The organism is Zoogloea sp. GW822-FHT05C07 (genome assembly GCF_058800215.1).
In genome coordinates this window covers 902,880-924,591 of sequence record NZ_CM179510.1, presented here as the reverse complement: position 1 = coordinate 924,591, position 21,712 = coordinate 902,880, and the positions used below count along the sequence as shown (strand labels likewise).

Genomic DNA, 21,712 nt, shown 5'->3' with positions numbered 1-21,712 from the left:
ATGGCCTTCCTCGAAAGCCCACGCTTCCCCTTCGAATTCGTCAGTGGCCTCGTCGGTGGCCCATCCTACTCCACCGACATCGTCACCTTTCGCGCCGGCACCGAGCAGGCCAACGCCAACTGGGAGCAATCCCTTGGCGAATGGAACGGCGACAACGTTCCCTTCGACGAAGTCCGCAAGGCCATCCTGCTCGACTGGGTACATGCCCTCAAGGGCCGTGCCATTCCCTTCCGCTACCGCGACACGGCGGACTTCTCCGACGCTGGCCGCGGCATTCTCGGCGCCGGCGTCGGCACTGGCCTGCCCACCTATCAGATGGTCAAGCGCTACACCGTCGGCAGCCTCATCACCGACCGCAAAATCCAGAAGCCCACCGGCACCATCGGCGTCACCCGCAATGGCAGTGCCGTCACATACGGCGCTGGGGCAGGGCAGGTCAGTCTCGACAGCACCACCGGCATCGTCACTTTCAAGTCCGACGCCAGCGCCAACATCTCCAGCATCACCCCCGGCGCCAGTACCGTCGTCACGCTGGCCAGCGCCATCGGCCTCTCCACCGGCCAAAAGCTCTACCTGTCCGGCCTGTCCGGCACCCTTGGTGCCGCTCTCAACGGCCAGGCCTGGACCATCTCGGGAGTCTCCGGCGCTGCCTACACTCTCAGTGTCAACACGTCTGCACTCACCGGATCTGGAGGCACGGGCGCCAAGTACCCGCAGGCCGCTGATGCCCTGGCCTGGACCGGCCTGTTCGACGTCCCGGTCCGCTTCGCCTCCGACGCCCTCAAGCTCACCGAGATCGCTCCCGGGCTCTTTGTCGCCCAGGGCCTCACCCTCCGTGAAACCCGGAGCATCGCATGACCCTCTCCGCCCCCCTGCTGGCTCACTACGCCGGCACCAGCACCACCCTGTGCACCCTCGTCACCGTCACCCGGCTGGATGGTGTCGTCTCCGGCTTTACTGACCACGACGCGGACATCCGCTACAACGGCGTCACCTACCTGTCCGGCACCTACAGCCCCTCCAGCATCGTCTCCACCGCCGACATGGCCGTCGACAACCTCGAAATCACTGCCATGCTCAACGACCAGGTCATCCCCGCGGCCGATCTGGAGTCCGGCTTGTGGAACTACGCCACCGTCCTTATCGAGCAGATCAACTACCGGGATCTCACGGCTGGCAGCCGCATCCTGCGCAAGGGCCGCCTCGGCGCCGTCACTCTCGGCAGCACTATTCAGGCCGAATTCCGCGGACTCGCGCAGGCCCTGCAGCAGACCGTCGGCGAGCTCTCCAGTACTCGCTGCCGCGCCGACCTCGGTGACGCTCGCTGCGGTATCGACCTCACCGGCTACACCGTCACCGGCACCATCACCGGCGTCGACCCCGACAATCGCACCCTCGGCGATACCGCCCGTACCGAGCCCGGTCCGACCGGCGCGCTCACCATTACCGGCCTCACCCAGGCGCAATACGCCATCGCCACCGTCACCAGCACCGTCGGCCTCACTGCCGGCCAGACCGTCCTGCTCTCCGACGTTGTCGGCATGACCGCGCAAGAGCGCGTCAATGGCCAGCTGGCCTACGGCCTCACTAGTGTCAACGGCACCTACACCACCATCCGCTCCATCACCGACAGCACGCACCTGGTACTCAACCTCGACACCCGCAACTACAGCGCCTACACCGGCGGCGGAAAGCTGCAATTCCCCGGCGCCGTCGGCACCTTCGACGGCGGCAAGATCACGTTCACCAGTGGCCAGAACCAGGGCCGCAGCATGGAGATCAAGGGCTATGTCCCCGGCCTGCTGGTGCTCGCGCTACCCATGCCGTACCCCGTCGCAGTGGGCGATGCCTACAGTCTCATCCCTGGCTGCGGCAAGCGCGTGGTCGAGGACTGCTACACCCGCTATTCCAACGTCGTCAATTTTCGGGGCGAGCCGTGGAGACCGGGGATGGACGAGCTGCTCAAGGCAGGGGGCCTGTAATGCCCACGCCCGACGACATCATCGCCACCGCCCGCTGCTGGATCGGTACGCCCTTCCACCACCAGGGCCGCCTCAGGGGCATCGGCGTCGATTGCATCGGCCTGATCGTCGGCGTCGCCGCCGAGCTCGGCATCGCTACGCCCGACCAGACCGGCTACGCCCGCACCCCGTCGGGCGGCCTGTTGCGCAACGCCCTCGATGCCGCGCTCTTTGTCGCCCCTGATCTGACGCCGGGCTGCATCGTGCTCATGCGCTGGGAGTCCGAAGACATGCACGTCGGCCTGCTCGCCGAGCACCCCGCCGGCGGCCTGTCCCTCATCCATGCCTACGCCCAGGCCCGCCGCGTCGTCGAGCACTACCTGGACGACGTCTGGGGCGATCGCATCACCGCTATCTACTATTTTCCGGAGTCCGCGCTGTGAGCACCTCCACCGTTACCGCCTTCGCCGGCGCCGCCATCGGCTTTATGGTCGCCGGCCCTGCCGGTGCCCAATGGGGCTTCATGGCCGGCAGCCTGGCCGGCGCGCTCATCGACCCGCAAAAGATCAGCGGCCCGCGCCTTACCGACCTCACTGTCCAGTCCGCTACTGATGGCACGCCCATCCCGCTGGTATTCGGCGCCGTCCGCATCGCCGGCAACGTGCTGCAATGCAGCCCCAAGCGCGAGCGCAGCCATACCAGTGGCGCTGGAAAGGGCGGCCCGCAGAGCACTACGTACACGTACGATGTCGACCTCGCCGTCGGCTTGTGCGTTGGCCCCATCGTCGGTGTTCGACGCATCTGGGCCAACGGCGCCCTGATCTACGATACCCGCCCGTCCGCCAGCGCCTCCACGCTGCTCGCTTCGGGCAAGATCGCCGCCGGCATCAAGATCTACCTGGGCGATGAAACCCAGATGCCAGACCCCACCCTCGAAGCCCTGTCCGGCATAGGAAAAACGCCGGCTTATCGGGGCATGGCGTATGTGGTTTTCAGCGTCCTGCAGCTCGAAAAGTTTGGCAATTCCGTTCCCAACCTGACGTTTGAAGTCATTGCATCCGGCATCTCTGTGCCATTCCGACGCCTGGCTGCAGCGACCATCCCGCAGCAATGGCGCACAACTGCCATCGCCGGCCTCGGCTACCCCACAGTGTATTCTGCCGACGATGTCATTCGCGTCGGCGTAGCCGGCGGAGTAGGGGGCACGACCTATATTTACGATTTCGACGGCAATTACCTCGGATCCGAAGCTCGGGTCTCGTCGGAGTCTCAATGGCCCATCATTCAATACACCTCCGGCTCTAATACATATTGGAGTGTGGGGCGCCTGTGGGATGGGCGTCCGCTTTACTTCCTCAGCTCATACCGTCAGATCATCGGGAGTGCCCAGCTGCTGCGGGCTGGAGGCGCGGCTGATTTCGCGCTCCAGGCCGACGGCGGATTGCCTGTCGGTCGGCAATTACTTACATGCTGCCTCTCTGCTGACGGTCGTCATATCTTGTCGATCACAGCGCCAGCGGGATCTTTCAACGGGAGTAATACGGGAGATCAGTGGCATATCACAGAATGGACGGGCTCCTCGGCGGAGCTGATCAAGCAGGGCACAATCGCAAGCTACGAATCTGAATATTTGTTCGGGCCGGGCAGTAGCGCGCACGCCAATTCGGCGGGGATGATGGAGTCGAATCTCGAATACGTCTGGGCTTCTCGCGGCGCCGGCGGCGGCGAAGTAAGGCTTATGCAGATCGGCTCCGACAATGTAATGCGAGTGATCAAGGTCTTCGTTCAGTACGGCAACAATGAAGGCATTACGCCCTATGAATTCACCAATCCGTCCGTATTTGCAGAGAATGGCCTCTGCGTAACAATCACCAGCAACGGCCTCTGCGTCCACACCCGCCTGCCGGCCCTGTCCGGCGCCTCACCCAGTCTCGCCAGCATCGTCTCCAGCCTGTGTACCCGCGCCGGCCTGCAGCCCAGCGACATCGATGTCACGCAGCTCACCGACACCGTCACCGGCTACGTCGTCGCTCAGCAGGGCACGGCCCGGGCGGCCATTGACCCCCTGCGCCAGTTCCGCCCGTTCGACGTTGCCGAAGACGCCGGCAAGTTGGCCTTCGTGCCCCGCGGTGGTGCACAGGTCGCCGTCATCCCGTGGGATGATCTCGCCGCCCACGACAGCAGCGACACCCCCGACCCCCTGACGATCACCGCCGCCGACGAAACCGAGCTGCCCACCGTCGCCACTGTCGTCTATAACGACCCCGCGGCGGACTACCAGATCGCCGGCCAGACAGCACGCCGCAATCGGCTATCCACGTCCGGCCAGCTCTGGCCCATTGCGCCAGCCACCAACGTGGCCCGCCTCGAGCTGCCCATCGGTATGTCTGCCGCCCAAGCCAGCCGCGCGGCGGACGTCCTGCTGTGGGATGCCTTCACAGCCCGCAAGACCGTCACCTTTGCCGTCGGCCTTAAGTACGCCGGCCTGCGCGTTACCGACCCCGTCCAGATCGTCGGTCCCACGGCCACCTACAATCTGCGCATCACAAAAATCGAAGAGCAGGGCCTCATCCGAAAGATGAGCGCGGTCTTTGACGATGCCTCCATCTATCAGTCTGCACCGCCCGCTGCCGCCGCCGCTGGCGTCCCGGCTCAGTCCGTCACGCTCAATGGCCCCACCCGCCTTGCGCTGATGGACATCCCGCTCCTGCGCGATGCAGACGACAGCGCCGGCTACTACGTCGCCATGTCCGGCTACCTCGGTGCGTGGCCTGGCGGAACGCTCTATGCCTCTGCAGATAGTGGCGCGACATGGTCTGGCGTGCAGACTGTCGCCAATGCCGCAACCATGGGTACCGCAAAGACCGCCCTCGGAAACTGGTCGGGCGGCAACGCCGTCGATGAGACCAACACCGTCACAGTGCAAGTCGCGGCGGGGCAAGAGCTGGCTGGCATCACGCTGCTCGGCATGCTCAATGGCGGCAACGCCGCGCTGCTCGGCGACGAGCTCATCCAGTACCGCGATGCGACCCTGATCGCTGCAAATACCTACACGCTGTCCGGCTTTCTGCGCGGTAGAAAAGGTACGGAAGACGCCATGTCCACGCATGCCGTCGGCGAGCGCTTTGTGCTGCTCGAAGGCATCGCAGGCCTGGCGCGCATCGACGGCGCCCTCGGCGATCTCGGCGTTACCCGGCTCTACGCGCCCGTCACCGCCGGCGCCAGCCTGGATGACGCATCCCGTACGAGCTGGGCAAACACGGGCCGAGGCCTCAAGCCCCTGTCGCCCGTGCTCGTCGGCGCCGGCCGCGACGCCGCCGGCAACATCGTCATCAACTGGACGCGCCGCACCCGAGTCGGCGGCGAATGGCGCGACGGTGCCGACGCATCCCTCGGCGAGACCTCGGAGTCCTATGCCATCGAGATCCTGTCCGGCTCTACCGTCGTCCGCACGCTGACCGCGACAGCGCCGACGGTTGTGTACGCGTATGCACTGCAGCAAGCCGACTTTGCCGCGCCGATCCTAAGCTTGAGCCTGCGCGTCTATCAGATCAGCGCTACAGTCGGGCGCGGTCTGCCGTGCGCGGCCACGCTTTCCTTGCCGCTCTCGGCCGCGAGCATCGTGACCACGCCGCCCACGGCCATCCCCGACGGCCTGGCCCAGCAAGTCCTGGTCGGCGCATGCAACGGCAAGCTGCTCGTCTCGGACTGGGGCTGGGTGTCCGGTGCATACGTCGCGCGGTATCACGGCTCGACGGATGGCACGACGTATTCGCAGATTGGTGCGGACACGCCGGCTCCGCTATTTTCTGGCTTCTGGCCCAAGTTCGCGGCAGCGGGTTCCGCGTGGTGCGCATGGATCAATAGCAGCATTTCCACGGGCGGCGATACTCTAGCAATCTACGGTACGGACACCAGCAAGCCGCTGCAGCGCAGCTCGCCAGTTATCGGCGGTCAGTTCCCTGTCGCCCTCGGAAGTGACGGCAGCAAGATGGTTGCGCTCACGTACCCGTCTCCCCGGGCCTTCCGCTCGACGGACGGCAACACGTGGACCGACGGCGGGCCGCTTGGCGGTGAGCTGGCTGGCCTGGGGGTCGATAGCCTGCACTACATCGCAGGCCAGTGGCTCGCCGTCGTCGGAACGAAGATCTACCGGACGGCCGATCCGGCCGCGGCTACGGGCTGGATCAAGGCCCTCGACATTGGCGACTACGCTTACTACGCCGACTATCCCCTGTGGGGTGGCATCGCAAACGGCGTGGCCATCTTCGGCAGCGTGTCGCTTGACGGCGGAGGCGTCCGGCGTCTGCGCATTTGCGAATCGGCCGACGGTGTCGCATGGAGCAATACCGTCACGCAGATCGTTAATGCCGCGGATCGGCGCTGGAGCGGCGTGGATTGTGGCTACCTTCGTGGCCCGTACTACCTGGGCACGTCCAGCTATCTGTATGACTCGGCCGGCAAGATCCTGTCCCGCTCCAGCGGTGGCTCCTGGTCCGCGGGCGCATCGATCACGGGCATTCCTGCACTGACCCGCGACGGCTCCAATGCCCCGGCGCTTTTCCGTCTCGCTCAAATCAGCGGCGTGCTCGCGATCATGGCCAGCACGGATACCGGCCCGCAGCTCTACCGCAGCACAAACGGCACAACTTTTACTGCGGCCACTGCAATCACGTACCCGTAAGGACTCATCATGGCGAATAGCTCCAGCAATCTCGACACAATCAGCACTTCCCAGGCGCAGAAAGAAGTGACTGCGAATGCGCTTTTCGATGCCGCCAGCCCCGCCACGCACTTCGGGCGCCGCGCTGCCGGATCCAGCGCACTCACATGGGCCTACTACGGTGCCGTCCTCATGATCTCCGGCACCCCCACGCGTATCGCCAACGGCTCTCTCTCGCTGCCAGCCAGCGCCACGGTTTACGTCGAGGCCACGGCAGTGGGTGTCGTCAGCAGCAATACCACGGGCTGGACTTCCGGCCGCATGCCCCTCTACAAGATCGTCACCGGTGCCAGCACGGTCACGTCGTATGAGGATTTCCGCTGCTTGGCATTCGCGGCCATGCCGTAAAGGAGCGCGCATGCCGGAGCCGACCACTACAACAGGCGCCACGGCCCTCGCCGGCGGCCTCATCACCGTCGCCGGCGTCGCCACCGGCCTGCCTATCGACCTGGTGCTGCCCGGCTTCGTCGGCAGCATCTGGGCGTTGCGCAAAGCCGCCGAGGGCGGCGTCGCGTGGCGCATCGTCCAGGTCTGCTCCAGCACGCTCCTAGCCGCCTGGTGCGCCACCCCAGCCACCCTGGTCGCCGGCGTCCTCATTCCCAGCATCGAGCGCATCCCGGCTGAAATGCTCCGCTATCCCGCTGCTCTCGTCATCGGCTGGGCCGGCATCGCCGGCATCCTCGAATACCTCGGCGAAAAAATCGGAGCAGCCCGCAAATGACCCTGCAGCTCCTCTTCTTCGTCGCCTGCGCCGCCGCTGTCCTCTGCATCAAAACCATTGCGGTCATCAACCGCGCCACCCGCGACACCTCGCTACCCTTCATCCTCGCCTGGGTCGCCCTCGGCGGCCCGGCGGCCTGGGTGCTAGCGTCGGTGCTGCTCGCTCACGCCATCCCCGACCTCGCTGCCGCCCTGCTCATCGTCGGCGCAGCCATGGTTATTGCCCTGGATCGTCGCCGCCCATGACCCTCTCCGAACTCCTCAAGATCATGCCCAAGTCCGGCAGCAAGCGCGCCAGCCTCTTCGTCGGCCCGCTCAACCGGGCCATGAAAAACCGCAAGATCACCACCTCTGCCCGCCAGGCCGCCTTCCTCGCCCAGCTCGCCCACGAGTCCGGCCAGCTGCTCTACACCCGGGAGATTGCCGACGGCCGCGCCTATGAAGGCCGACGCGACCTGGGCAACTTCGAAAAGGGCGATGGTCCCCGCTTTCGGGGGCGTGGACTCATCCAGATCACCGGCCGCGCCAACTACCGCGCCTGCAGCCTTGCCCTCTACGGCGACGAGCGCCTGCTGGTCAACCCCGAGCTCCTCGAAACGCCCGAAGCCGCAGCCCAGTCCGCCGCCTGGTTCTGGGCTGCCAACAGCCTCAACGACCTCGCCGACCACGGCAACTTCGCTGCCATCACCCGCCGCATCAACGGCGGCGCCAATGGCGCCGAAGAGCGCCTGGCATTCTACCAGGCTGCCCAGCGTGTCTTTGTGTAACCCGGAGTCCATCACTCCGCAGGCCCTGTAGGGTAAAGAGGCCTCGCCACCGCCTGCGCATTCCATCCGGCGGTGTAGTCGCCTGTGCGGCGGTCAATCATCAGGATGCGCCGTACGCCGGTTTTCGACGTCAGCTGTACTTGTATGGGCGGCTTCTTACCCTGCTGAGGGGGTGTGCCACGGTGGTAGATCTCGATTTTTGAAAACGTATCCAACACCAACTTTCGCACCTGCAGGCGGGCCTCTGAGTCCATCTCAAGGGCGGCGTCTCTAAGACGTATCCACACCTCTGCGCTACTTTCCGTCGACGTTCTGGCTAGCCTCGCCAGCTGGCCTTCCGCGTCGAGGATCTCCGTCTTCTGGGACTCCAGCTCGGCCTCCAGCTCCCGTGCTTTTCGGGCAAAGGCAGCCGGTGGAGCATCATCGGAAAACAGCGCTTCGGTGATTCGCTCGATTTGCGCCTCGATCTTTGCCGCCCGACTGCGTAGCTCAGTCACCCTGCCGCGAATCGCTTCTGCCTGCCCATCGCCAGCAACCAAGCTAGTCAGGTTCATCTGGTCGCCGCACCACGTCAATAGCGCACGCTCAACGGGGACAATGGAAATGCTCCCGGGAACAGGGCATTGATTCCCAGCGCTATACCCGCAGCAAATCAGTCGTCGATGACCATCCGCCAGGGTGCCGTCTGGCCGCACCCTGTGCATGATGTTTTGCGCGACCATCGCCTCGCCGCAGTACCCGCAATACGTCATGCTCATGCCCGTGATGAATCCGACAATCTCCCCGCGGCCACGCCGGCGGCGCCGATCGCTTAGTAGGTGCTGCAGCTCAGCCCATTCCTGATCGGATAGCAGAGGAGGGTAGTACCCCTCCAGCTCGTAAGACTCTCCGTCCACTTCAATGCGCTTTGCGCCTCGTAGGGCCGGCACCCGCATCATCTTGTAGAGATTCGCAGCCGTTCCTCCGGCTGGTGTCAGCGTCAAGCCGGCGCTGCCAAGGTGCTTGAAGGTCCGTACGGCACCATCTCCCATCCGATATCGCGCGATCGCCAGTCGAGTGGCTTCTGCCCGCTCCGGAATCAGCTCGAAGGCCGATCCAGTCCAGCGCACCCATGCGGGGTCTTTTCCGTTGCGGATCACGCCGCGATACGTCCCAGCAATCCACTGCTCGCACTGCCGCCGGATGGCCGCTTTGACGCGCCGGCTCTTCGTGTCGGATTCCTCGTAGGCCCGGATCATCACAAGCAGCGAATACACCAGGTCCATGGGCTGGGCGCGCAACGTCTCTCGGTTGTACTCGCGACCGTCGGATGCCGTCACCACCGTCACGCCGGCCGAGATGATCTGAGAGAGCTGGGCCTGCGCTAGGATGGGTTCCGCCCGACTCAATCGGTCGAGGCCCTCGACGATCAGCACTGATCCCGCTGCGATCCGGCCGTCCGAGATCGCAGCGAGAAACACGCCCAGGGCACCCTGGGTCACGTGCCGCTGGTGATACGCGGACAGGCCTTCGTCGCGCATTGTCAGTCCCTCGTCCAGCACCATCCCGCGTTCTGCCGCCCACCGCCTGGCATACTCAGTCTGTCGGTCGGCTGACGATCCCGCCGACTGCCGCGGGTCGGAAAACCGTAGGTAGCTGTATACTCTCGGTTTGGTCATCTCAATTCCGCATTATGAGCAAGAAACCGCCAAGTATAGGTGTAGTATCTCTAGGGTGTCCTAAAGCCCTCGTGGATTCCGAACACATCCTTACCCGCCTGCGGGCCGAGGGTTACGAGATTTCCCCATCCTACGAGGGCTCCGATCTCGTCGTCATCAACACCTGCGGCTTCATCGACGCCGCAGTGGAAGAGTCCCTCGACGCCATCGGCGAGGCCCTGGCCGAGAACGGCAAGGTCATCGTCACCGGCTGTCTGGGCGCCAAGGATGACGTGGTGATGGCGGCTCACCCGCAGGTGCTGGCCGTCACGGGCCCGCACGCCACGGAAGAGGTCATGCACGAGGTGCACAAGCACCTACCCAAGCCCCACGATCCCTTCATCGATCTGGTGCCGCCGCAGGGCATCAAACTCACCCCCAACCACTACGCCTATCTCAAGATTTCCGAAGGCTGCAACCACCGCTGCACCTTCTGCATCATCCCGTCGATGCGTGGCGACCTGGTCAGCCGGCCGATCGGTGACGTGATGCGCGAAGCCGAAAACCTCGTCAATGCCGGCGTCAAGGAACTGCTGGTGGTGTCCCAGGACACCAGCGCCTACGGCGTCGACACCAAGTACCGCACCGGCTTCTGGGGCGGCAAGCCCGTCCGCACCAAGATCTACGACCTCTGCAACGCCCTCGGCGACCTGGGCGTATGGGTGCGCCTGCACTACGTGTACCCGTACCCCAGCGTGGACGAGCTGATCCCGCTGATGGCCGAAGGCAAGATCCTCCCGTACCTCGACGTGCCCTTCCAGCACGCCAGCCCGCGCATCCTCAAGGCCATGAAGCGTCCGGCCAGCACCGAGAACAACCTCGAGCGTATCCGCCGCTGGCGGGAGATCTGCCCGGATCTCACCATCCGTTCCACCTTCATCACCGGCTTCCCCGGCGAGACCGATGCCGATTTCGAAGAACTGCTGCAGTTCCTCGAAGAAGCCAAGCTCGACCGCGTCGGCGCCTTTGCCTACTCGCCGGTCGAAGGCGCGACGGCCAACGATCTGCCCGGTGCAGTGCCCGAGGAAATCCGCGAAGAGCGCCGCATCCAGCTGATGGAGTTCCAGGAAGACATCTCCACCGAGCGCCTGGAGCGCTTCATCGGCCGCGAGATGACCGTCCTTGTGGACGAAATCGACGAGGAGGGCGCCCTGGCCCGTTCGCCGGGCGACGCGCCGGAAATCGACGGTCTGGTGATCATCCCCGCCGGTGAGAACCTGGAACCCGGTGAATTCGCCCGCGTGCGCATCACCGACTGCGACGTGCACGACCTCTACGCCGAGCCGATCTAAGGCAATCCCATGAAGCGCGCTCCCCGCATCGGCATCGCACTCGGCAGCGGTTCCGCGCGGGGATGGGCGCATATCGGCGTGTTGCGGGCGCTGGTCCGGGCCGGCATCGAACCGACCATCATCAGCGGCTGCTCCATCGGCGCCTTTGTCGGTGCCGTGGCCGCCGCCGGTGATGTCGAAAAGCTTGCCACCTGGGTCGAAAGCCTGGGCTGGCAGCGCGTCGTCGGCTTGATGGACATGGGCCTGCGGGGCGGCCTCATCAAGGGGGATCGGCTGATCTCCTTCTTTGAGCGCCAGTTTGTCGACCGCGACTTTACCGCGCTGCCGCACCAGTTTGGTTGCGTCGCCACCGATCTGCACAGTGGCCACGAAATCTGGCTGCGGGAAGGCAGTGTCTCCGCCGCCGTGCGTGCGTCCATCGCGCTGCCCGGCCTCATCGCCCCGGTCTGGCAGGACGGCCGCCTGCTCGTGGACGGTGCCCTCGTCAATCCGGTGCCGGTGTCCCTCGCCCGCGCCATGGGGGCCGACCTGGTCATCGCCGTCGAACTCAACTCCGACGTGGTCGGCTGGGCCTGGCGCAATAGGCCGCCGGCAGGGCAGGGGAGTGTCGGGAATGGCAACGGCAACGGTGTGCCCCATTGGTCCCGCAAGCTCCTCGCGCGCTTTGGCCGCAACGGCAATGGCAGCGGCGATGACAATCAAACGCCAGCAGGCGATGGCGAAGAACTCCCCTCCATGCTCAGCGTGATGCAGGACAGCATCTCCATCATGTCCGTGCGCATTGCCCGCAGCCGTCTGGCCGGTGAGCCCGCCGACGTGCTGATCTCACCGCGCCTTGCCCAGCTCGGGCTGATGGACTATCACAGAGGCGCAGAAGCCATCGCCGAAGGCGAAGCCGCCGTCGAAGTCGCCCTGCCGGCCATCCGGCGCGCGCTGGAACAACGCTGACACCGCGTCTGTTGCAGCCACGCTGCGGGTTCATGTTTCCACCTCCTGCCTAGCGAGTTCCACCCCATGTCTGCCCTGATCGACACCCTGCGCGAAATCGTCGGCACCACCCATTGCCTCGCGGCGTCCCACGACATGGCGCCTTTTCTCACCGACTGGCGGGGCCGTTACACCGGCGCGGCGCAGGCTGTGGTGTTTCCGGCGGATACCGCCGAAGTGTCCGCCGTCGTGGCAGCCTGTGCCGCCAGCGGAACGCCCATCGTGCCCCAAGGCGGCAATACCGGCCTGTGCGGTGGCGCCACGCCGCTGACCGACGGCGCCGCGGTGGTGGTCAACATGTCCCGCCTGCGGCGCATCCGACGCGTGGACCCGGCCAACAACGCGATCACCGTCGAAGCCGGGACACCGCTGGCCGTCGTACAGGCCGCTGCGCTGGAGGCCGACCGCTTCTTTCCCCTGTCCCTCGCCAGCGAAGGCTCCTGCGAAGTTGGCGGCGTCATCTCCACCAACGCCGGCGGCGTGCAGGTTCTGCGCTACGGCAACACCCGCGAACTGGTACTCGGACTGGAAGTGGTCCTGCCCGACGGTCAGGTGTGGAACGGCCTGCGCAGCCTCCGCAAGGACAACACCGGTTACGACCTCAAGCACCTCTTCATCGGTGCCGAGGGGACGCTGGGCATCGTTACCGCTGCCACGCTCAAGCTGTTTCCCCGCCCGCGCAACACTGTCACCGCCTGGCTGGCGGTCGACAGCCCCGCCGCCGCCGTGGCGCTGCTGTCGCGCCTGCGTGGCGTGGCCGGCGACCGGGTGACTGCTTTCGAACTGGTCAGCCGGATCTCCCTTGAACTCGTGCTGCTGCACATTCCCGGCGCCCGCGACCCGCTGGCTGCGGCGCACCCGTGGTATGTGCTGGTGGAACTCACTGATACCCGAGAAGATGCCGGCCTGGCCGAACTCCTGGAGGCCGAGCTTGAACAGGCCGTTGCCGATGCCGCCGTCCATGACGGGGTCGTCGCCCGTTCGGGAAAGCAGGCGGCCGCTCTGTGGTCCCTGCGCGAAAACATCTCGGAAGCGCAAAAGCGCGAAGGCTTCAGCATCAAGCACGACGTTTCCGTGCCGACCAGTGCCATCCCCGAATTTCTCGAGCGGGCAGGGCGGGCGCTCGAAGAGGCTCATCCCGGCGTTCGCGTCGTCGCCTTCGGCCACCTTGGCGACGGCAACCTCCACTACAACCTGTCCCGCCCGCTACGCGACGAAAACGACACCTTCATCAGTCGTACGGCTGAAGTCGGGCGCATCGTGCACAGCCTGGTTGCCGCCCTCGACGGATCCATCTCGGCCGAGCACGGCATCGGTCAGCTCAAGCGGGATATCCTTCCGGTATACAAATCGTCCATTGAGCTGGAATTGATGCGTCGCATCAAAAAAATCATGGATCCAGCTGGAACAATGAATCCGGGCAAGGTCGTATGACGCAAGGGAGTTCCTCCCAGTCATTTAACAAAAAGTGTCAGTTTTTTTTACACATGCTGACGGAGAGGGAAACCCAGCATGAGATTCCTTTGTAATTACCGAAACTTAATATAGCTGGCACGCACTTTGCATTCGCCCTGGTCGTGATACGTCTTCGTCAATCTCATAACCCATATGAATTGGCATTCAAATTCCCGGATTCAATTCTGTGAACTCAGCGGAAAGGGCTAAAGCATGATCAAGAAGCAACTCGCAGTCGCCATCGGTGCAGCACTGACCTTCGGTGCGGCCAACGTCGCCCACGCCGGCGTGTACACCTCCACCGCCAACTTCGGCGGCTCCTTCTCCATCAGCGGCTTCGCCGATGCCACCCCCGACACCTACCAAATCAAGCTGACCAACGTCACTGGCCTGGTGGATCTGTATGTCCCGAGCAGCGGCATCATCTCCGCCGAGCGCAAGGGCACCACCGCTATCGACGTGTCCCCGCTGATCCCCGGCCCTGAACTGGTTTCCAACGTTCCGACCTGGGTTGCTCTCGGTTCCGGTCAAGTCTCCAGCTCCGGCCTGACCGGTAGCCACTTCATCTACGACTTCACCAACAACACCTTCACCTCCAACGGCGCTGCCGTGACGGGTGGTGCGTTCTCTGGTGGTGCCTCCGCCCTCAACCTGCTGCTCGGCAACCTGTTCGGTTCGCTGGGTGGCGCCATCGGTGACGGTACCGTTTCCGTGGCCCACAGCCTCGGCAACGGTACCTGGACCATCGACGTGACCGAAACCGACAAGAACGGCACCGGCTTCAGCGGTCTGTTCTCGAGCCTCGACAATCTCCCGGGCCCCCTGGGCAATGGTGATGGCAAGATCGACGGCACCTTCGCAGTCAATGCCGCTGTGCGCCTGACGGTTCCGGAGCCTGCTTCCATGGCTCTGGCTGGCCTGGGTCTCGCCGGCATGGCTGCCCTGCGTCGCCGCAAGTCCGCCTGATCAATCGACACTTTCTGTCGAAGGGTCAAACCCCGCTTCGGCGGGGTTTTTTATTGCCCTGTGGGCGCTGCTCTAGTCCTCCCCCTGCGATGAAGTCTTCTTGTACGGTCTTTTGAGCCGCTTCTGGGGGAGGGGGCTGAACTCGGCTGCAAGTGGCCCATAGCGCCGTAGCAGAGCTCTCCAGAGAGGCGATTCCTGTGTGGGCGATCATTCGGCTTTGAGTGTGTCCTGCGCATCTCTGCGGCCGCATAAACGCCACTGGCAGGTGGGCATTTCACCCTGATTCATAAAAATTCAAAAAGAGGTTTACAAAGATCGATAAGGCGACTAGAATGCGCACTTCTTCGGGGGGGGTATAGCTCAGCTGGGAGAGCGCTTGCATGGCATGCAAGAGGTCATCGGTTCGATCCCGTTTACCTCCACCACAGAATTCAAGTCCTGCAGCAGTAGGCAGGCAGTTTCAGCCTCGACGGGCTGAAGCAGAAGGTTTAAGTGCGGAGTGGTAGTTCAGTTGGTTAGAATACCGGCCTGTCACGCCGGGGGTCGCGGGTTCGAGTCCCGTCCACTCCGCCAAAATTTGTAGGTCCCCATCGTCTAGAGGCCTAGGACACCGCCCTTTCACGGCGATAACCGGGGTTCGAATCCCCGTGGGGACGCCAGTATAAGTGCAGTATCGTGGGGGTATAGCTCAGCTGGGAGAGCGCTTGCATGGCATGCAAGAGGTCATCGGTTCGATCCCGTTTACCTCCACCACAAGTTAAGTAGTACCGGGTCCCCATCGTCTAGAGGCCTAGGACACCGCCCTTTCACGGCGATAACCGGGGTTCGAATCCCCGTGGGGACGCCAGGATTCAAGTCCTGCACTAACATGCAGGCAGTTTCAGCCCCGACAGGCTGGAGCAGAAGGTTTGAGTGTGGAGTGGTAGTTCAGTTGGTTAGAATACCGGCCTGTCACGCCGGGGGTCGCGGGTTCGAGTCCCGTCCACTCCGCCAAAATTTGTAGGTCCCCATCGTCTAGAGGCCTAGGACACCGCCCTTTCACGGCGATAACCGGGGTTCGAATCCCCGTGGGGACGCCAGTATAAGTGCAGTATCGTGGGGGTATAGCTCAGCTGGGAGAGCGCTTGCATGGCATGCAAGAGGTCATCGGTTCGATCCCGTTTACCTCCACCACAAGTTAAGTAGTACCGGGTCCCCATCGTCTAGAGGCCTAGGACACCGCCCTTTCACGGCGATAACCGGGGTTCGAATCCCCGTGGGGACGCCAGGATTCAAGTCCTGTTGCAACATGCAGGCAGTTTCAGCCCGAGCGGGTTGAAACGGTGAGGTTAGCGCGGAGTGGTAGTTCAGTTGGTTAGAATACCGGCCTGTCACGCCGGGGGTCGCGGGTTCGAGTCCCGTCCACTCCGCCAAGCATAAAAGAGGAGCCCAAGGGCTCCTCTTTTTGCGTTTACGCGCCCATCATGCAAGCCCGCTGTCAGGAAAATGCAGAATGGCAGGGCAGGCGCGTAAAATGCACGGCTGATTCGTCCATTCGAGACCATTCTCCGTGTTCCACAATATCCTGACTGTCTGCACCGGAAACATCTGCCGTAGCCCCGTCGCCGAATATCTCCTGCGTCATGAACTCCAGTGCGCAGCCCGACCGGCTGACGTGCGCTCCGCGGGCATTGGGGCGCTCGTCGGTCATGCTGCTGATGAAACTGCGCTGGCCCTCATGGAAGCCCGCCAGGTGCCCATGGAGGCTCACCGTGCGCGCCAGATCGAGCGGGAGCATACCCGTTGGGCCGATCTCATCCTGGTGATGGAAAAACACCATCTTGACTACGTTCTTGGTCTCGATCCCACTGCCCGCGGCAAGACTTTCCTGATTGGTCACTGGAACAAGCTTGAAATCCCCGATCCGTATCGTCGTGGCGATGCGGCTCACCAGGCCGCGTATGACCTGATCCATCAGCAGATACTGGTGTGGCTCAAGCGCATTTGATATGTAAATAATTATTTTGCGTTGCAAAATGCCATCGGGTTCATTCCAATGTTCTTGGAAATGTTAAAATCTATGCCGAAGGAAACCTTGTAACTCTCGCGGGAATGGAGCCGCCGTCCCACGGCAGTCCTCCAGGGCCCGCTCATGACAGGAGTGGTGTTTTGGCAAAAGGCATGATCCTTGCCGCAGGGCAGGGCACGCGGGTTCGTCCGCTCACCAAGAATCTTCCAAAACCCATGGTTCCGATCCTGGGCAAGCCGGTGCTCGAATATCTCATCGAGCATCTCGCGCGCTATGGCATCCGCGAAATCATGATCAACGTGGCCTACAACCACTACAAGATCGAAAACTACTTCGGTGACGGCCATCGTTGGGGCGTTTCCATCGGCTACTCCTACGAAGGTGTCCGCGACCATGGCGAAGTGGTGCCCAAGCCCCTCGGCTCCGCCGGCGGCATGCGCCGGATCCAGGATTTCAGCGGCTTCTTCGATGAGACCACCCTTGTCATCTGCGGCGACGCCATCATTGACCTGGATCTCGGCGCCGCCATCCACGAGCACCGCTCCAAGAAGGCCGTCGCCAGCGTCGTCACCCTCGACGTCCCTCGCGACCAGGTGCAGAACTACGGCGTCGTCGTCGCCGACGACGACGGCCACGTCAAATCCTTCCAGGAAAAGCCCAAGCCTGACGAAGCCAAATCCACCCTGGCCAGTACCGGCATCTACCTGTTCGAGCCTGAAGTACTCAGCCTCGTCCCGCCAGGCAGGGCCTTCGACATCGGCAGCGAACTCTTTCCGCTGCTTGTCGAAAAGGAGCTGCCCTTCTACGCCCAGAAGCGCTTCTTCAACTGGATCGACATCGGCCGCCTTAGCGACTATTGGACCGTTCTGCAGCGTGTGCTGAGCGGTGAAGTCGCCCAGATGGACATGCCCGGCAAGGAGATCCGTCCGGGTGTGTGGGTTGGCCCCAACACCTCCATCGCGTGGGACAGCGTGCAGATCGTCGGCCCCGTCTATATTGGCTCCAGTGTCCGTATCGACCCGGGCGTGTCCGTCATCGGCCCCACCTGGATCGGCCATGGCAGCCACCTCAAGCCCGGTGTGCGCGTCGAGCGCAGCATCCTCTTTGAGTACACCCGCCTCGCCGAAGGCCAGCGCTTCAGCGAAATGATCATTTCGCCCCAGTATTGCGTGAATCGCCAGGGTGACGCCTATTACGTCGGTGACGACGAGTTCCCGCTGCGCTGGGGGGATGCCCGCGGTCGCTGAGCATCACGCACCATAAAGGCCCTCATGCACGATGTGAGGGCAAAAAAAGAGGCCAGGATCATCTCCTGGCCTCTTTTTCGTTCCGTGCTGGCTTGATGATCAGTACGCGTTCTTGTCCTTGACCACCACGGCCACGGTCTTGAAGATGATCCACAGATCAAAGCCCAGCGACCAGTTGCGCAGATATTCCAGGTCGAACTCGATGCGCTTCTCCATCTTGTCCACCGTCTCCGTCTCGCCTCGATAGCCGCTCACCTGGGCCCAGCCGGTGATGCCTGGCTTAACCTTGTGGCGGACCATGTAGCCCTTGATCAGCTTGCGGTAAGTCTCGTTGTGGGCCACTGCATGCGGGCGGGGGCCAACGATGCTCATGCGGCCTTGCAGCACATTGATGAACTGGGGCAGCTCGTCCAACGACGTTTTGCGGATGAAGGCGCCGAGGGGCGTGATGCGGGGGTCGCCCTTGGTAGCCTGCTTCACCACCGGGCCGTTGTCGGTGGTGCGCATGGAGCGGAACTTGTAGACCAAGATCTCCTTGCCATCCAGCCCATAGCGACGCTGCTTGAAGATGACCGGGCCAGGGGAAGACATCTTCACCCCGATGGCCAGTACCAGCATGATCGGCGCCAGCAGCACCAGGAAGATCGACGACAGCACGATGTCCGACAGCCGCTTGGCGAGGCCACGGAAGCCTGTGAACGGCGTTTCGCAGACCGCCACCACCGGCGTGTTGCCCACCGAGTGCAAATGCCCCTGGATCAGGTCGGTCACAAAAATATCCGGCACAAAAAAGATCGATGCCGTGGTGTCCTTGAGATCGTCAAGCAACTGCAGGATGCGCGGTTGGCTGGCCATCGGCAGGGCCAGATAGATGTGGTCGATACGGTTCAGTTTGACGAACTCGGCCAGCTCGTTGATCCGCCCCAGCGTGGGCAGGCCATTGGTCTCGGGCAGGCGGTCCAGCGAACGGTCATCGAAGAAGCCGGCAACCCGGCAGCCCAGGTAGGGGTTGTCGAGAAACTGCTGTGCGACGCGCAGGCCCACTTCATTCACCCCGCCTACCACCGCCGTACGCTGCCGCTCGCTCTTGGCCAGCACACCCAGCAGCACGTGGCGTGAAACAAAATGGGTAAGCAGCAGCGCAAACGGTGTGATCAAAACCCAGCCTACCAGGGAGGGGCGGGGAAAGTGATCGAGGTAGCCGCTGGCCAAGCCAAAGCTGCCCAGCAGCAGCACAAACAGGAACCAGCTCGTCATCACCTTGCGGATAACCCGGCGGGGCGGCTCGTTGAAGCGCGTGACGCCTGGAAAAAGCAGCGAAAACGAGAGCAGTGCGAGCACCACGTAGGCAGACCCGAAGTGCGCCCCGGCTGCCAGTGCCGACGCCGCCAGTATGACAACCGCGGTCACCGGGTAAAGAAATGCCTCCACGGCCGACGTGAGTGTGTAGCTGGGACGCAAAAAACTATGATGGTTTTCAACCGAGCCGTACATTTTGATTCCGCCAGGATTGTGCACTGCAGTATTCATGGAGCTGAATATACCAAATGGCTACAAAACCCATTTTGAGCGTATCAAAATTCATAGAGCCCAAATTGGTTTTGTGATAAACGGAATAAAATCTTTTATAAACAACAACATAACTTATGTTACATGAATTATCAATTCGTGGCTATGCCATTTTTATGGCACTGAACAGCGTCTATAACTTTAGTTAGTGTCGGAAAATTTAACAGTCGACACAAACTTTTGCGCTCCATGCTGCAGTCGCAAAAAACGCCCCACATCACAACACAATGAATTGTTGTGAATTTAACAAATCCCATGCCCGCGTCACAACCATCTGGCCTGATATTTGCTGTATGGCATACATCCATAATTGAAGTGGTTTTGCTGCCATCATGAACAAGACTTTTCTTCCATTCGTTGTAGCCGTCGGGATGTTCGCTGCAAGCCCTTCGTGGGCGGTGGGTGGTGAAGGGGGCCATGCTGTTGTGGCCCGCGGTCTCGAAGGCGGTGTTCAGGTTGCCAGCGGCATGGCTTCCACTGTGGTGGCCAGTGCCGAGGGGCTGCTGTACGGCGGCCAGGGCGTGTCAGCTCAATTGATGGGGCGCAGTAGCACCAGTGCAGACAAGACCCGCTCCGTCTCGCAAGAAGGGGCAAAGGACGACGCCGAAGGCGGTCTTGCGCAACTCCTGAGCGGGCTGGCCCTCGCCCTTTTTCTGATCGGCAAGCGCGTTTCCTAGCAGGACTTGCTTACAAAGTGTGACGCTTTGTTTGCCCCTTCCGGGCAGCGGCGGATCATCCATATGCAATAAATGCGCCGTATGCATGTTAGGATTCGCCGGCAAAAATCAGTACCCAAGCTCTTTGCAAAAAACCTGGGCCGGGCCGGTTTTCTACTGCTTACCGGCGGCCCGCTAGTGCTTTCGTCATCTGTATAACAGGGGGTGTCGGCCTGGCCGAAGACTGTTCACCTGATCGTTTCTGGCGCGGGGAAAGATGCCGGAAAGGCTGGCTGGTGCAAGGTGCCGGCAGCCAGAATGGGTCTTCGGAAAGGCGGCTCCCGCAAGCGAATTTGGACCATGAGCGACTCCACAGATCTGCCCACATCACCCAGCTTTTCCTGTTCCTCGCTTAAATCCCTCTCGCGTGCGCTTCTGGTAGCGTCCGTGGCATCCCTGCTTGGTGCGGGCTGCGCCATGGTGCCGGGCGATCGCGCGTATTCCATGCGGGATCAATCCGCCATCAAGCTGCCGGTCAGGCAGCCGGATGCCGCCGAGCCAGTGCCGGACAACGTCAAGATCAAGCCGATCACGGCCGAACTGATCATCGAGCAGTTCCGTAACGCGCAGCCGCCCAAACCGGCCGCTAGCCAGTCCGCGCTGGCTGGTGAAGGCCGCCGTGTGGCGCCTACCATTCCGGCCCCGCCGGATTACAAGATCGGCCCCGGCGACATCCTCACCATCGTCGTCTGGGATCACCCTGAGCTCACCACCCCGGCCGGTCAGTACCGCTCAGCCGATCAGGCGGGTACCGTGGTGTCGGAAAACGGCACCATCTTCTATCCTTACGTGGGCGTGCTCCCGGTGGCAGGCAAGACCACCCGGCAGATTCGTGAACTACTGATCGGCAAGCTCTCCAAGTACATCGAAAAGGCCCAGATCGACGTACGCATGGCAGCCTTCCGCAGCCAGCGTGTCTATGTGGTGGGTGAGGTCAGCAAGCCCGGCCAGCAGTACATCACCGACATCCCCATGACGGTACTTGAGGCCGTCAACCTGGCGGGCGGTTTCACTCCGGAAGCGGACTACAGCAACGTGCTGCTCACCCGCAAGGGCCTTACCTACCGTGTGGATATCCAGTCCATGTACGAAAACGGCGCCACCGAGCAGAACGCGCTGCTCGAAGCCGGGGACATCCTCAACGTGGCCGACCGCAGCTTCAATAAGGTCTTCATTCTGGGTGAGGTCACCAAGCCCGGCTCCCTGGTCATGACTAAGAAGCGTTCCACTCTGGCCGAGGCTCTTGCGGATGCTGGCTATATCAGCCAGGAAAAGTCCAATCCCAAGTGGATCTACGTGATGCGCGGAGAGGGTGATACGCCTGAACTCTTTCATCTGGATGGCAGCTCGCCGGATTCCATGCTGCTGGCAGACAAGTTCCCCTTGCGCCCGCGGGACATCGTCTACGTGGACGCTGCCGACGTGGTGCGCTGGAACCGGGTGATTTCAAACATCCTGCCCACCGCCCAGATGCTCTACCAGACCAGCAACGCGCGTTATCCGCTGTTTGGCGGCCGGCAATAATAAGCTTGGAGAATTCGGCCTAGGCCAGTAATTCATACAGCCCCGCCCTGCCATGACGGCGGGCGCATGCGAGACATATG

At 62.7% G+C, this 21,712-nt stretch carries 18 protein-coding genes and 10 tRNA genes; 26 read left to right on the top strand and 2 right to left on the bottom strand.

All coding sequences use genetic code 11. From position 1 onward, the window contains the following. Genes AC3QL2_RS04315 through AC3QL2_RS04280 form a run of 8 tightly spaced genes read left to right on the top strand, consistent with a single transcriptional unit; the run spans nucleotide 1 to nucleotide 8,171 of the window. Nucleotides 1-858: a DUF2460 domain-containing protein gene (locus AC3QL2_RS04315; RefSeq protein ID WP_493232295.1), complete on the top strand. Its 858-nt coding sequence runs from the start codon at nucleotides 1-3 to the stop codon at nucleotides 856-858. Further along, a complete protein-coding gene (locus tag AC3QL2_RS04310) occupies nucleotides 855-1,982 on the top strand; it encodes a phage/gene transfer agent baseplate hub protein (protein WP_493232296.1) in 1,128 nt (375 codons plus the stop codon). The genes AC3QL2_RS04315 and AC3QL2_RS04310 overlap by 4 nt, the downstream gene beginning before the upstream one ends. Beyond that, nucleotides 1,982-2,404, top strand: a complete 423-nt coding sequence (locus tag AC3QL2_RS04305) for an NlpC/P60 family protein (protein WP_493232297.1) — start codon at nucleotides 1,982-1,984, stop codon at nucleotides 2,402-2,404. Before AC3QL2_RS04310 ends, AC3QL2_RS04305 begins: the two co-directional genes overlap by 1 nt. Continuing rightward, entirely contained in the window at nucleotides 2,401-6,645 is a 4,245-nt protein-coding gene (locus AC3QL2_RS04300; RefSeq protein WP_493232298.1) for a phage tail protein, read from the top strand. Before AC3QL2_RS04305 ends, AC3QL2_RS04300 begins: the two co-directional genes overlap by 4 nt. Nucleotides 6,646-6,654: 9 nt before the next feature. After that, entirely contained in the window at nucleotides 6,655-7,032 is a 378-nt protein-coding gene (locus tag AC3QL2_RS04295) for a hypothetical protein (protein WP_493232299.1), read from the top strand. 10 nt (nucleotides 7,033-7,042) lie between these two features. Then, a complete protein-coding gene (locus tag AC3QL2_RS04290; protein ID WP_493232300.1) occupies nucleotides 7,043-7,405 on the top strand; it encodes a hypothetical protein in 363 nt (120 codons plus the stop codon). Further along, nucleotides 7,402-7,650, top strand: a complete 249-nt coding sequence (locus AC3QL2_RS04285) for a hypothetical protein (RefSeq protein ID WP_493232301.1) — start codon at nucleotides 7,402-7,404, stop codon at nucleotides 7,648-7,650. Before AC3QL2_RS04290 ends, AC3QL2_RS04285 begins: the two co-directional genes overlap by 4 nt. Next, complete coding sequence (locus tag AC3QL2_RS04280) at nucleotides 7,647-8,171, top strand: glycoside hydrolase family 19 protein (protein ID WP_493232302.1); 525 nt, start codon at nucleotides 7,647-7,649, stop codon at nucleotides 8,169-8,171. Before AC3QL2_RS04285 ends, AC3QL2_RS04280 begins: the two co-directional genes overlap by 4 nt. 11 nt (nucleotides 8,172-8,182) lie before the next feature. On the opposite strand, the gene AC3QL2_RS04275 is transcribed toward AC3QL2_RS04280, so the two are convergent. Then, nucleotides 8,183-9,829: a recombinase family protein gene (locus tag AC3QL2_RS04275; RefSeq protein ID WP_493232303.1), complete on the bottom strand. Its 1,647-nt coding sequence runs from the start codon at nucleotides 9,827-9,829 to the stop codon at nucleotides 8,183-8,185. 14 nt (nucleotides 9,830-9,843) lie between these two features. Here AC3QL2_RS04275 and rimO point away from each other — a divergent pair, with 14 nt between their 5' ends. From rimO to AC3QL2_RS04195, 16 genes are all read left to right on the top strand, one after another. After that, the gene (gene rimO / locus AC3QL2_RS04270) at nucleotides 9,844-11,160 is read left to right on the top strand and encodes a 30S ribosomal protein S12 methylthiotransferase RimO (RefSeq protein WP_493232304.1); all 1,317 of its coding nucleotides are present in this window, start codon (nucleotides 9,844-9,846) and stop codon (nucleotides 11,158-11,160) included. Nucleotides 11,161-11,169: 9 nt separating this feature from the next. After that, nucleotides 11,170-12,108: a patatin-like phospholipase family protein gene (locus tag AC3QL2_RS04265; RefSeq protein ID WP_493232305.1), complete on the top strand. Its 939-nt coding sequence runs from the start codon at nucleotides 11,170-11,172 to the stop codon at nucleotides 12,106-12,108. A gap of 66 nt (nucleotides 12,109-12,174) precedes the next feature. Further along, a complete protein-coding gene (locus AC3QL2_RS04260; protein ID WP_493232306.1) occupies nucleotides 12,175-13,581 on the top strand; it encodes an FAD-binding oxidoreductase in 1,407 nt (468 codons plus the stop codon). A 234-nt stretch (nucleotides 13,582-13,815) separates the two neighbouring features. Further along, nucleotides 13,816-14,568, top strand: coding sequence for a PEP-CTERM sorting domain-containing protein (locus AC3QL2_RS04255; protein WP_493232307.1), 753 nt, complete (start codon nucleotides 13,816-13,818; stop codon nucleotides 14,566-14,568). Nucleotides 14,569-14,917: 349 nt separating this feature from the next. Then, nucleotides 14,918-14,993: transfer RNA gene (locus AC3QL2_RS04250), tRNA-Ala, on the top strand. 71 nt (nucleotides 14,994-15,064) lie between these two features. Beyond that, nucleotides 15,065-15,141: transfer RNA gene (locus AC3QL2_RS04245), tRNA-Asp, on the top strand. Nucleotides 15,142-15,151: 10 nt separating this feature from the next. Beyond that, a tRNA-Glu gene (locus AC3QL2_RS04240) sits at nucleotides 15,152-15,227 on the top strand. A gap of 18 nt (nucleotides 15,228-15,245) precedes the next feature. Next, nucleotides 15,246-15,321 (top strand) — tRNA-Ala (locus AC3QL2_RS04235). An 18-nt stretch (nucleotides 15,322-15,339) separates the two neighbouring features. Beyond that, nucleotides 15,340-15,415, top strand: a tRNA-Glu gene (locus AC3QL2_RS04230). Between the two features lie 69 nt (nucleotides 15,416-15,484). Further along, a tRNA-Asp gene (locus tag AC3QL2_RS04225) sits at nucleotides 15,485-15,561 on the top strand. A gap of 10 nt (nucleotides 15,562-15,571) precedes the next feature. Continuing rightward, a tRNA-Glu gene (locus AC3QL2_RS04220) sits at nucleotides 15,572-15,647 on the top strand. 18 nt (nucleotides 15,648-15,665) lie between these two features. Continuing rightward, a tRNA-Ala gene (locus AC3QL2_RS04215) sits at nucleotides 15,666-15,741 on the top strand. Between the two features lie 18 nt (nucleotides 15,742-15,759). Then, nucleotides 15,760-15,835 (top strand) — tRNA-Glu (locus AC3QL2_RS04210). Nucleotides 15,836-15,903: 68 nt separating this feature from the next. Then, nucleotides 15,904-15,980 (top strand) — tRNA-Asp (locus tag AC3QL2_RS04205). Nucleotides 15,981-16,117: 137 nt separating this feature from the next. After that, the gene (locus AC3QL2_RS04200) at nucleotides 16,118-16,555 is read left to right on the top strand and encodes a low molecular weight protein-tyrosine-phosphatase (RefSeq protein ID WP_493236366.1); all 438 of its coding nucleotides are present in this window, start codon (nucleotides 16,118-16,120) and stop codon (nucleotides 16,553-16,555) included. 104 nt (nucleotides 16,556-16,659) lie between these two features. After that, nucleotides 16,660-17,823, top strand: coding sequence for a nucleotidyltransferase family protein (locus tag AC3QL2_RS04195; RefSeq protein ID WP_493240362.1), 1,164 nt, complete (start codon nucleotides 16,660-16,662; stop codon nucleotides 17,821-17,823). 99 nt (nucleotides 17,824-17,922) lie between these two features. Here the strand turns inward: AC3QL2_RS04195 and AC3QL2_RS04190 are convergent, their stop codons facing one another. Next, on the bottom strand, nucleotides 17,923-19,317 hold the full coding sequence (locus AC3QL2_RS04190; protein WP_493236369.1) for an undecaprenyl-phosphate glucose phosphotransferase: 1,395 nt from the start codon (nucleotides 19,315-19,317) through the stop codon (nucleotides 17,923-17,925). A gap of 407 nt (nucleotides 19,318-19,724) precedes the next feature. Here AC3QL2_RS04190 and AC3QL2_RS04185 point away from each other — a divergent pair, with 407 nt between their 5' ends. Continuing rightward, nucleotides 19,725-20,069: a hypothetical protein gene (locus tag AC3QL2_RS04185; RefSeq protein ID WP_493236371.1), complete on the top strand. Its 345-nt coding sequence runs from the start codon at nucleotides 19,725-19,727 to the stop codon at nucleotides 20,067-20,069. A 426-nt stretch (nucleotides 20,070-20,495) separates the two neighbouring features. Continuing rightward, nucleotides 20,496-21,632: a polysaccharide export protein gene (locus tag AC3QL2_RS04180; protein ID WP_493240360.1), complete on the top strand. Its 1,137-nt coding sequence runs from the start codon at nucleotides 20,496-20,498 to the stop codon at nucleotides 21,630-21,632. The last annotated feature ends 80 nt before the right edge of the window (nucleotides 21,633-21,712 follow it).

What these genes read in the sequence shown, in the direction of transcription:
- AC3QL2_RS04190 (WP_493236369.1), bottom strand. Translation starts at nt 19,317, where the DNA reads ATGTACGGCTCGGTTGAAAACCATCATAGTTTTTTGCGTCCCAGCTAC.
- AC3QL2_RS04310 (WP_493232296.1), top strand. Translation starts at nt 855, where the DNA reads ATGACCCTCTCCGCCCCCCTGCTGGCTCACTACGCCGGCACCAGCACC.
- AC3QL2_RS04285 (WP_493232301.1), top strand. Translation starts at nt 7,402, where the DNA reads ATGACCCTGCAGCTCCTCTTCTTCGTCGCCTGCGCCGCCGCTGTCCTC.
- AC3QL2_RS04305 (WP_493232297.1), top strand. Translation starts at nt 1,982, where the DNA reads ATGCCCACGCCCGACGACATCATCGCCACCGCCCGCTGCTGGATCGGT.
- AC3QL2_RS04255 (WP_493232307.1), top strand. Translation starts at nt 13,816, where the DNA reads ATGATCAAGAAGCAACTCGCAGTCGCCATCGGTGCAGCACTGACCTTC.
- AC3QL2_RS04315 (WP_493232295.1), top strand. Translation starts at nt 1, where the DNA reads ATGGCCTTCCTCGAAAGCCCACGCTTCCCCTTCGAATTCGTCAGTGGC.
- AC3QL2_RS04295 (WP_493232299.1), top strand. Translation starts at nt 6,655, where the DNA reads ATGGCGAATAGCTCCAGCAATCTCGACACAATCAGCACTTCCCAGGCG.
- AC3QL2_RS04195 (WP_493240362.1), top strand. Translation starts at nt 16,660, where the DNA reads ATGGAGCCGCCGTCCCACGGCAGTCCTCCAGGGCCCGCTCATGACAGG.
- AC3QL2_RS04280 (WP_493232302.1), top strand. Translation starts at nt 7,647, where the DNA reads ATGACCCTCTCCGAACTCCTCAAGATCATGCCCAAGTCCGGCAGCAAG.
- AC3QL2_RS04185 (WP_493236371.1), top strand. Translation starts at nt 19,725, where the DNA reads ATGAACAAGACTTTTCTTCCATTCGTTGTAGCCGTCGGGATGTTCGCT.
- AC3QL2_RS04265 (WP_493232305.1), top strand. Translation starts at nt 11,170, where the DNA reads ATGAAGCGCGCTCCCCGCATCGGCATCGCACTCGGCAGCGGTTCCGCG.
- AC3QL2_RS04260 (WP_493232306.1), top strand. Translation starts at nt 12,175, where the DNA reads ATGTCTGCCCTGATCGACACCCTGCGCGAAATCGTCGGCACCACCCAT.
- AC3QL2_RS04275 (WP_493232303.1), bottom strand. Translation starts at nt 9,829, where the DNA reads ATGACCAAACCGAGAGTATACAGCTACCTACGGTTTTCCGACCCGCGG.
- rimO (WP_493232304.1), top strand. Translation starts at nt 9,844, where the DNA reads ATGAGCAAGAAACCGCCAAGTATAGGTGTAGTATCTCTAGGGTGTCCT.
- AC3QL2_RS04290 (WP_493232300.1), top strand. Translation starts at nt 7,043, where the DNA reads ATGCCGGAGCCGACCACTACAACAGGCGCCACGGCCCTCGCCGGCGGC.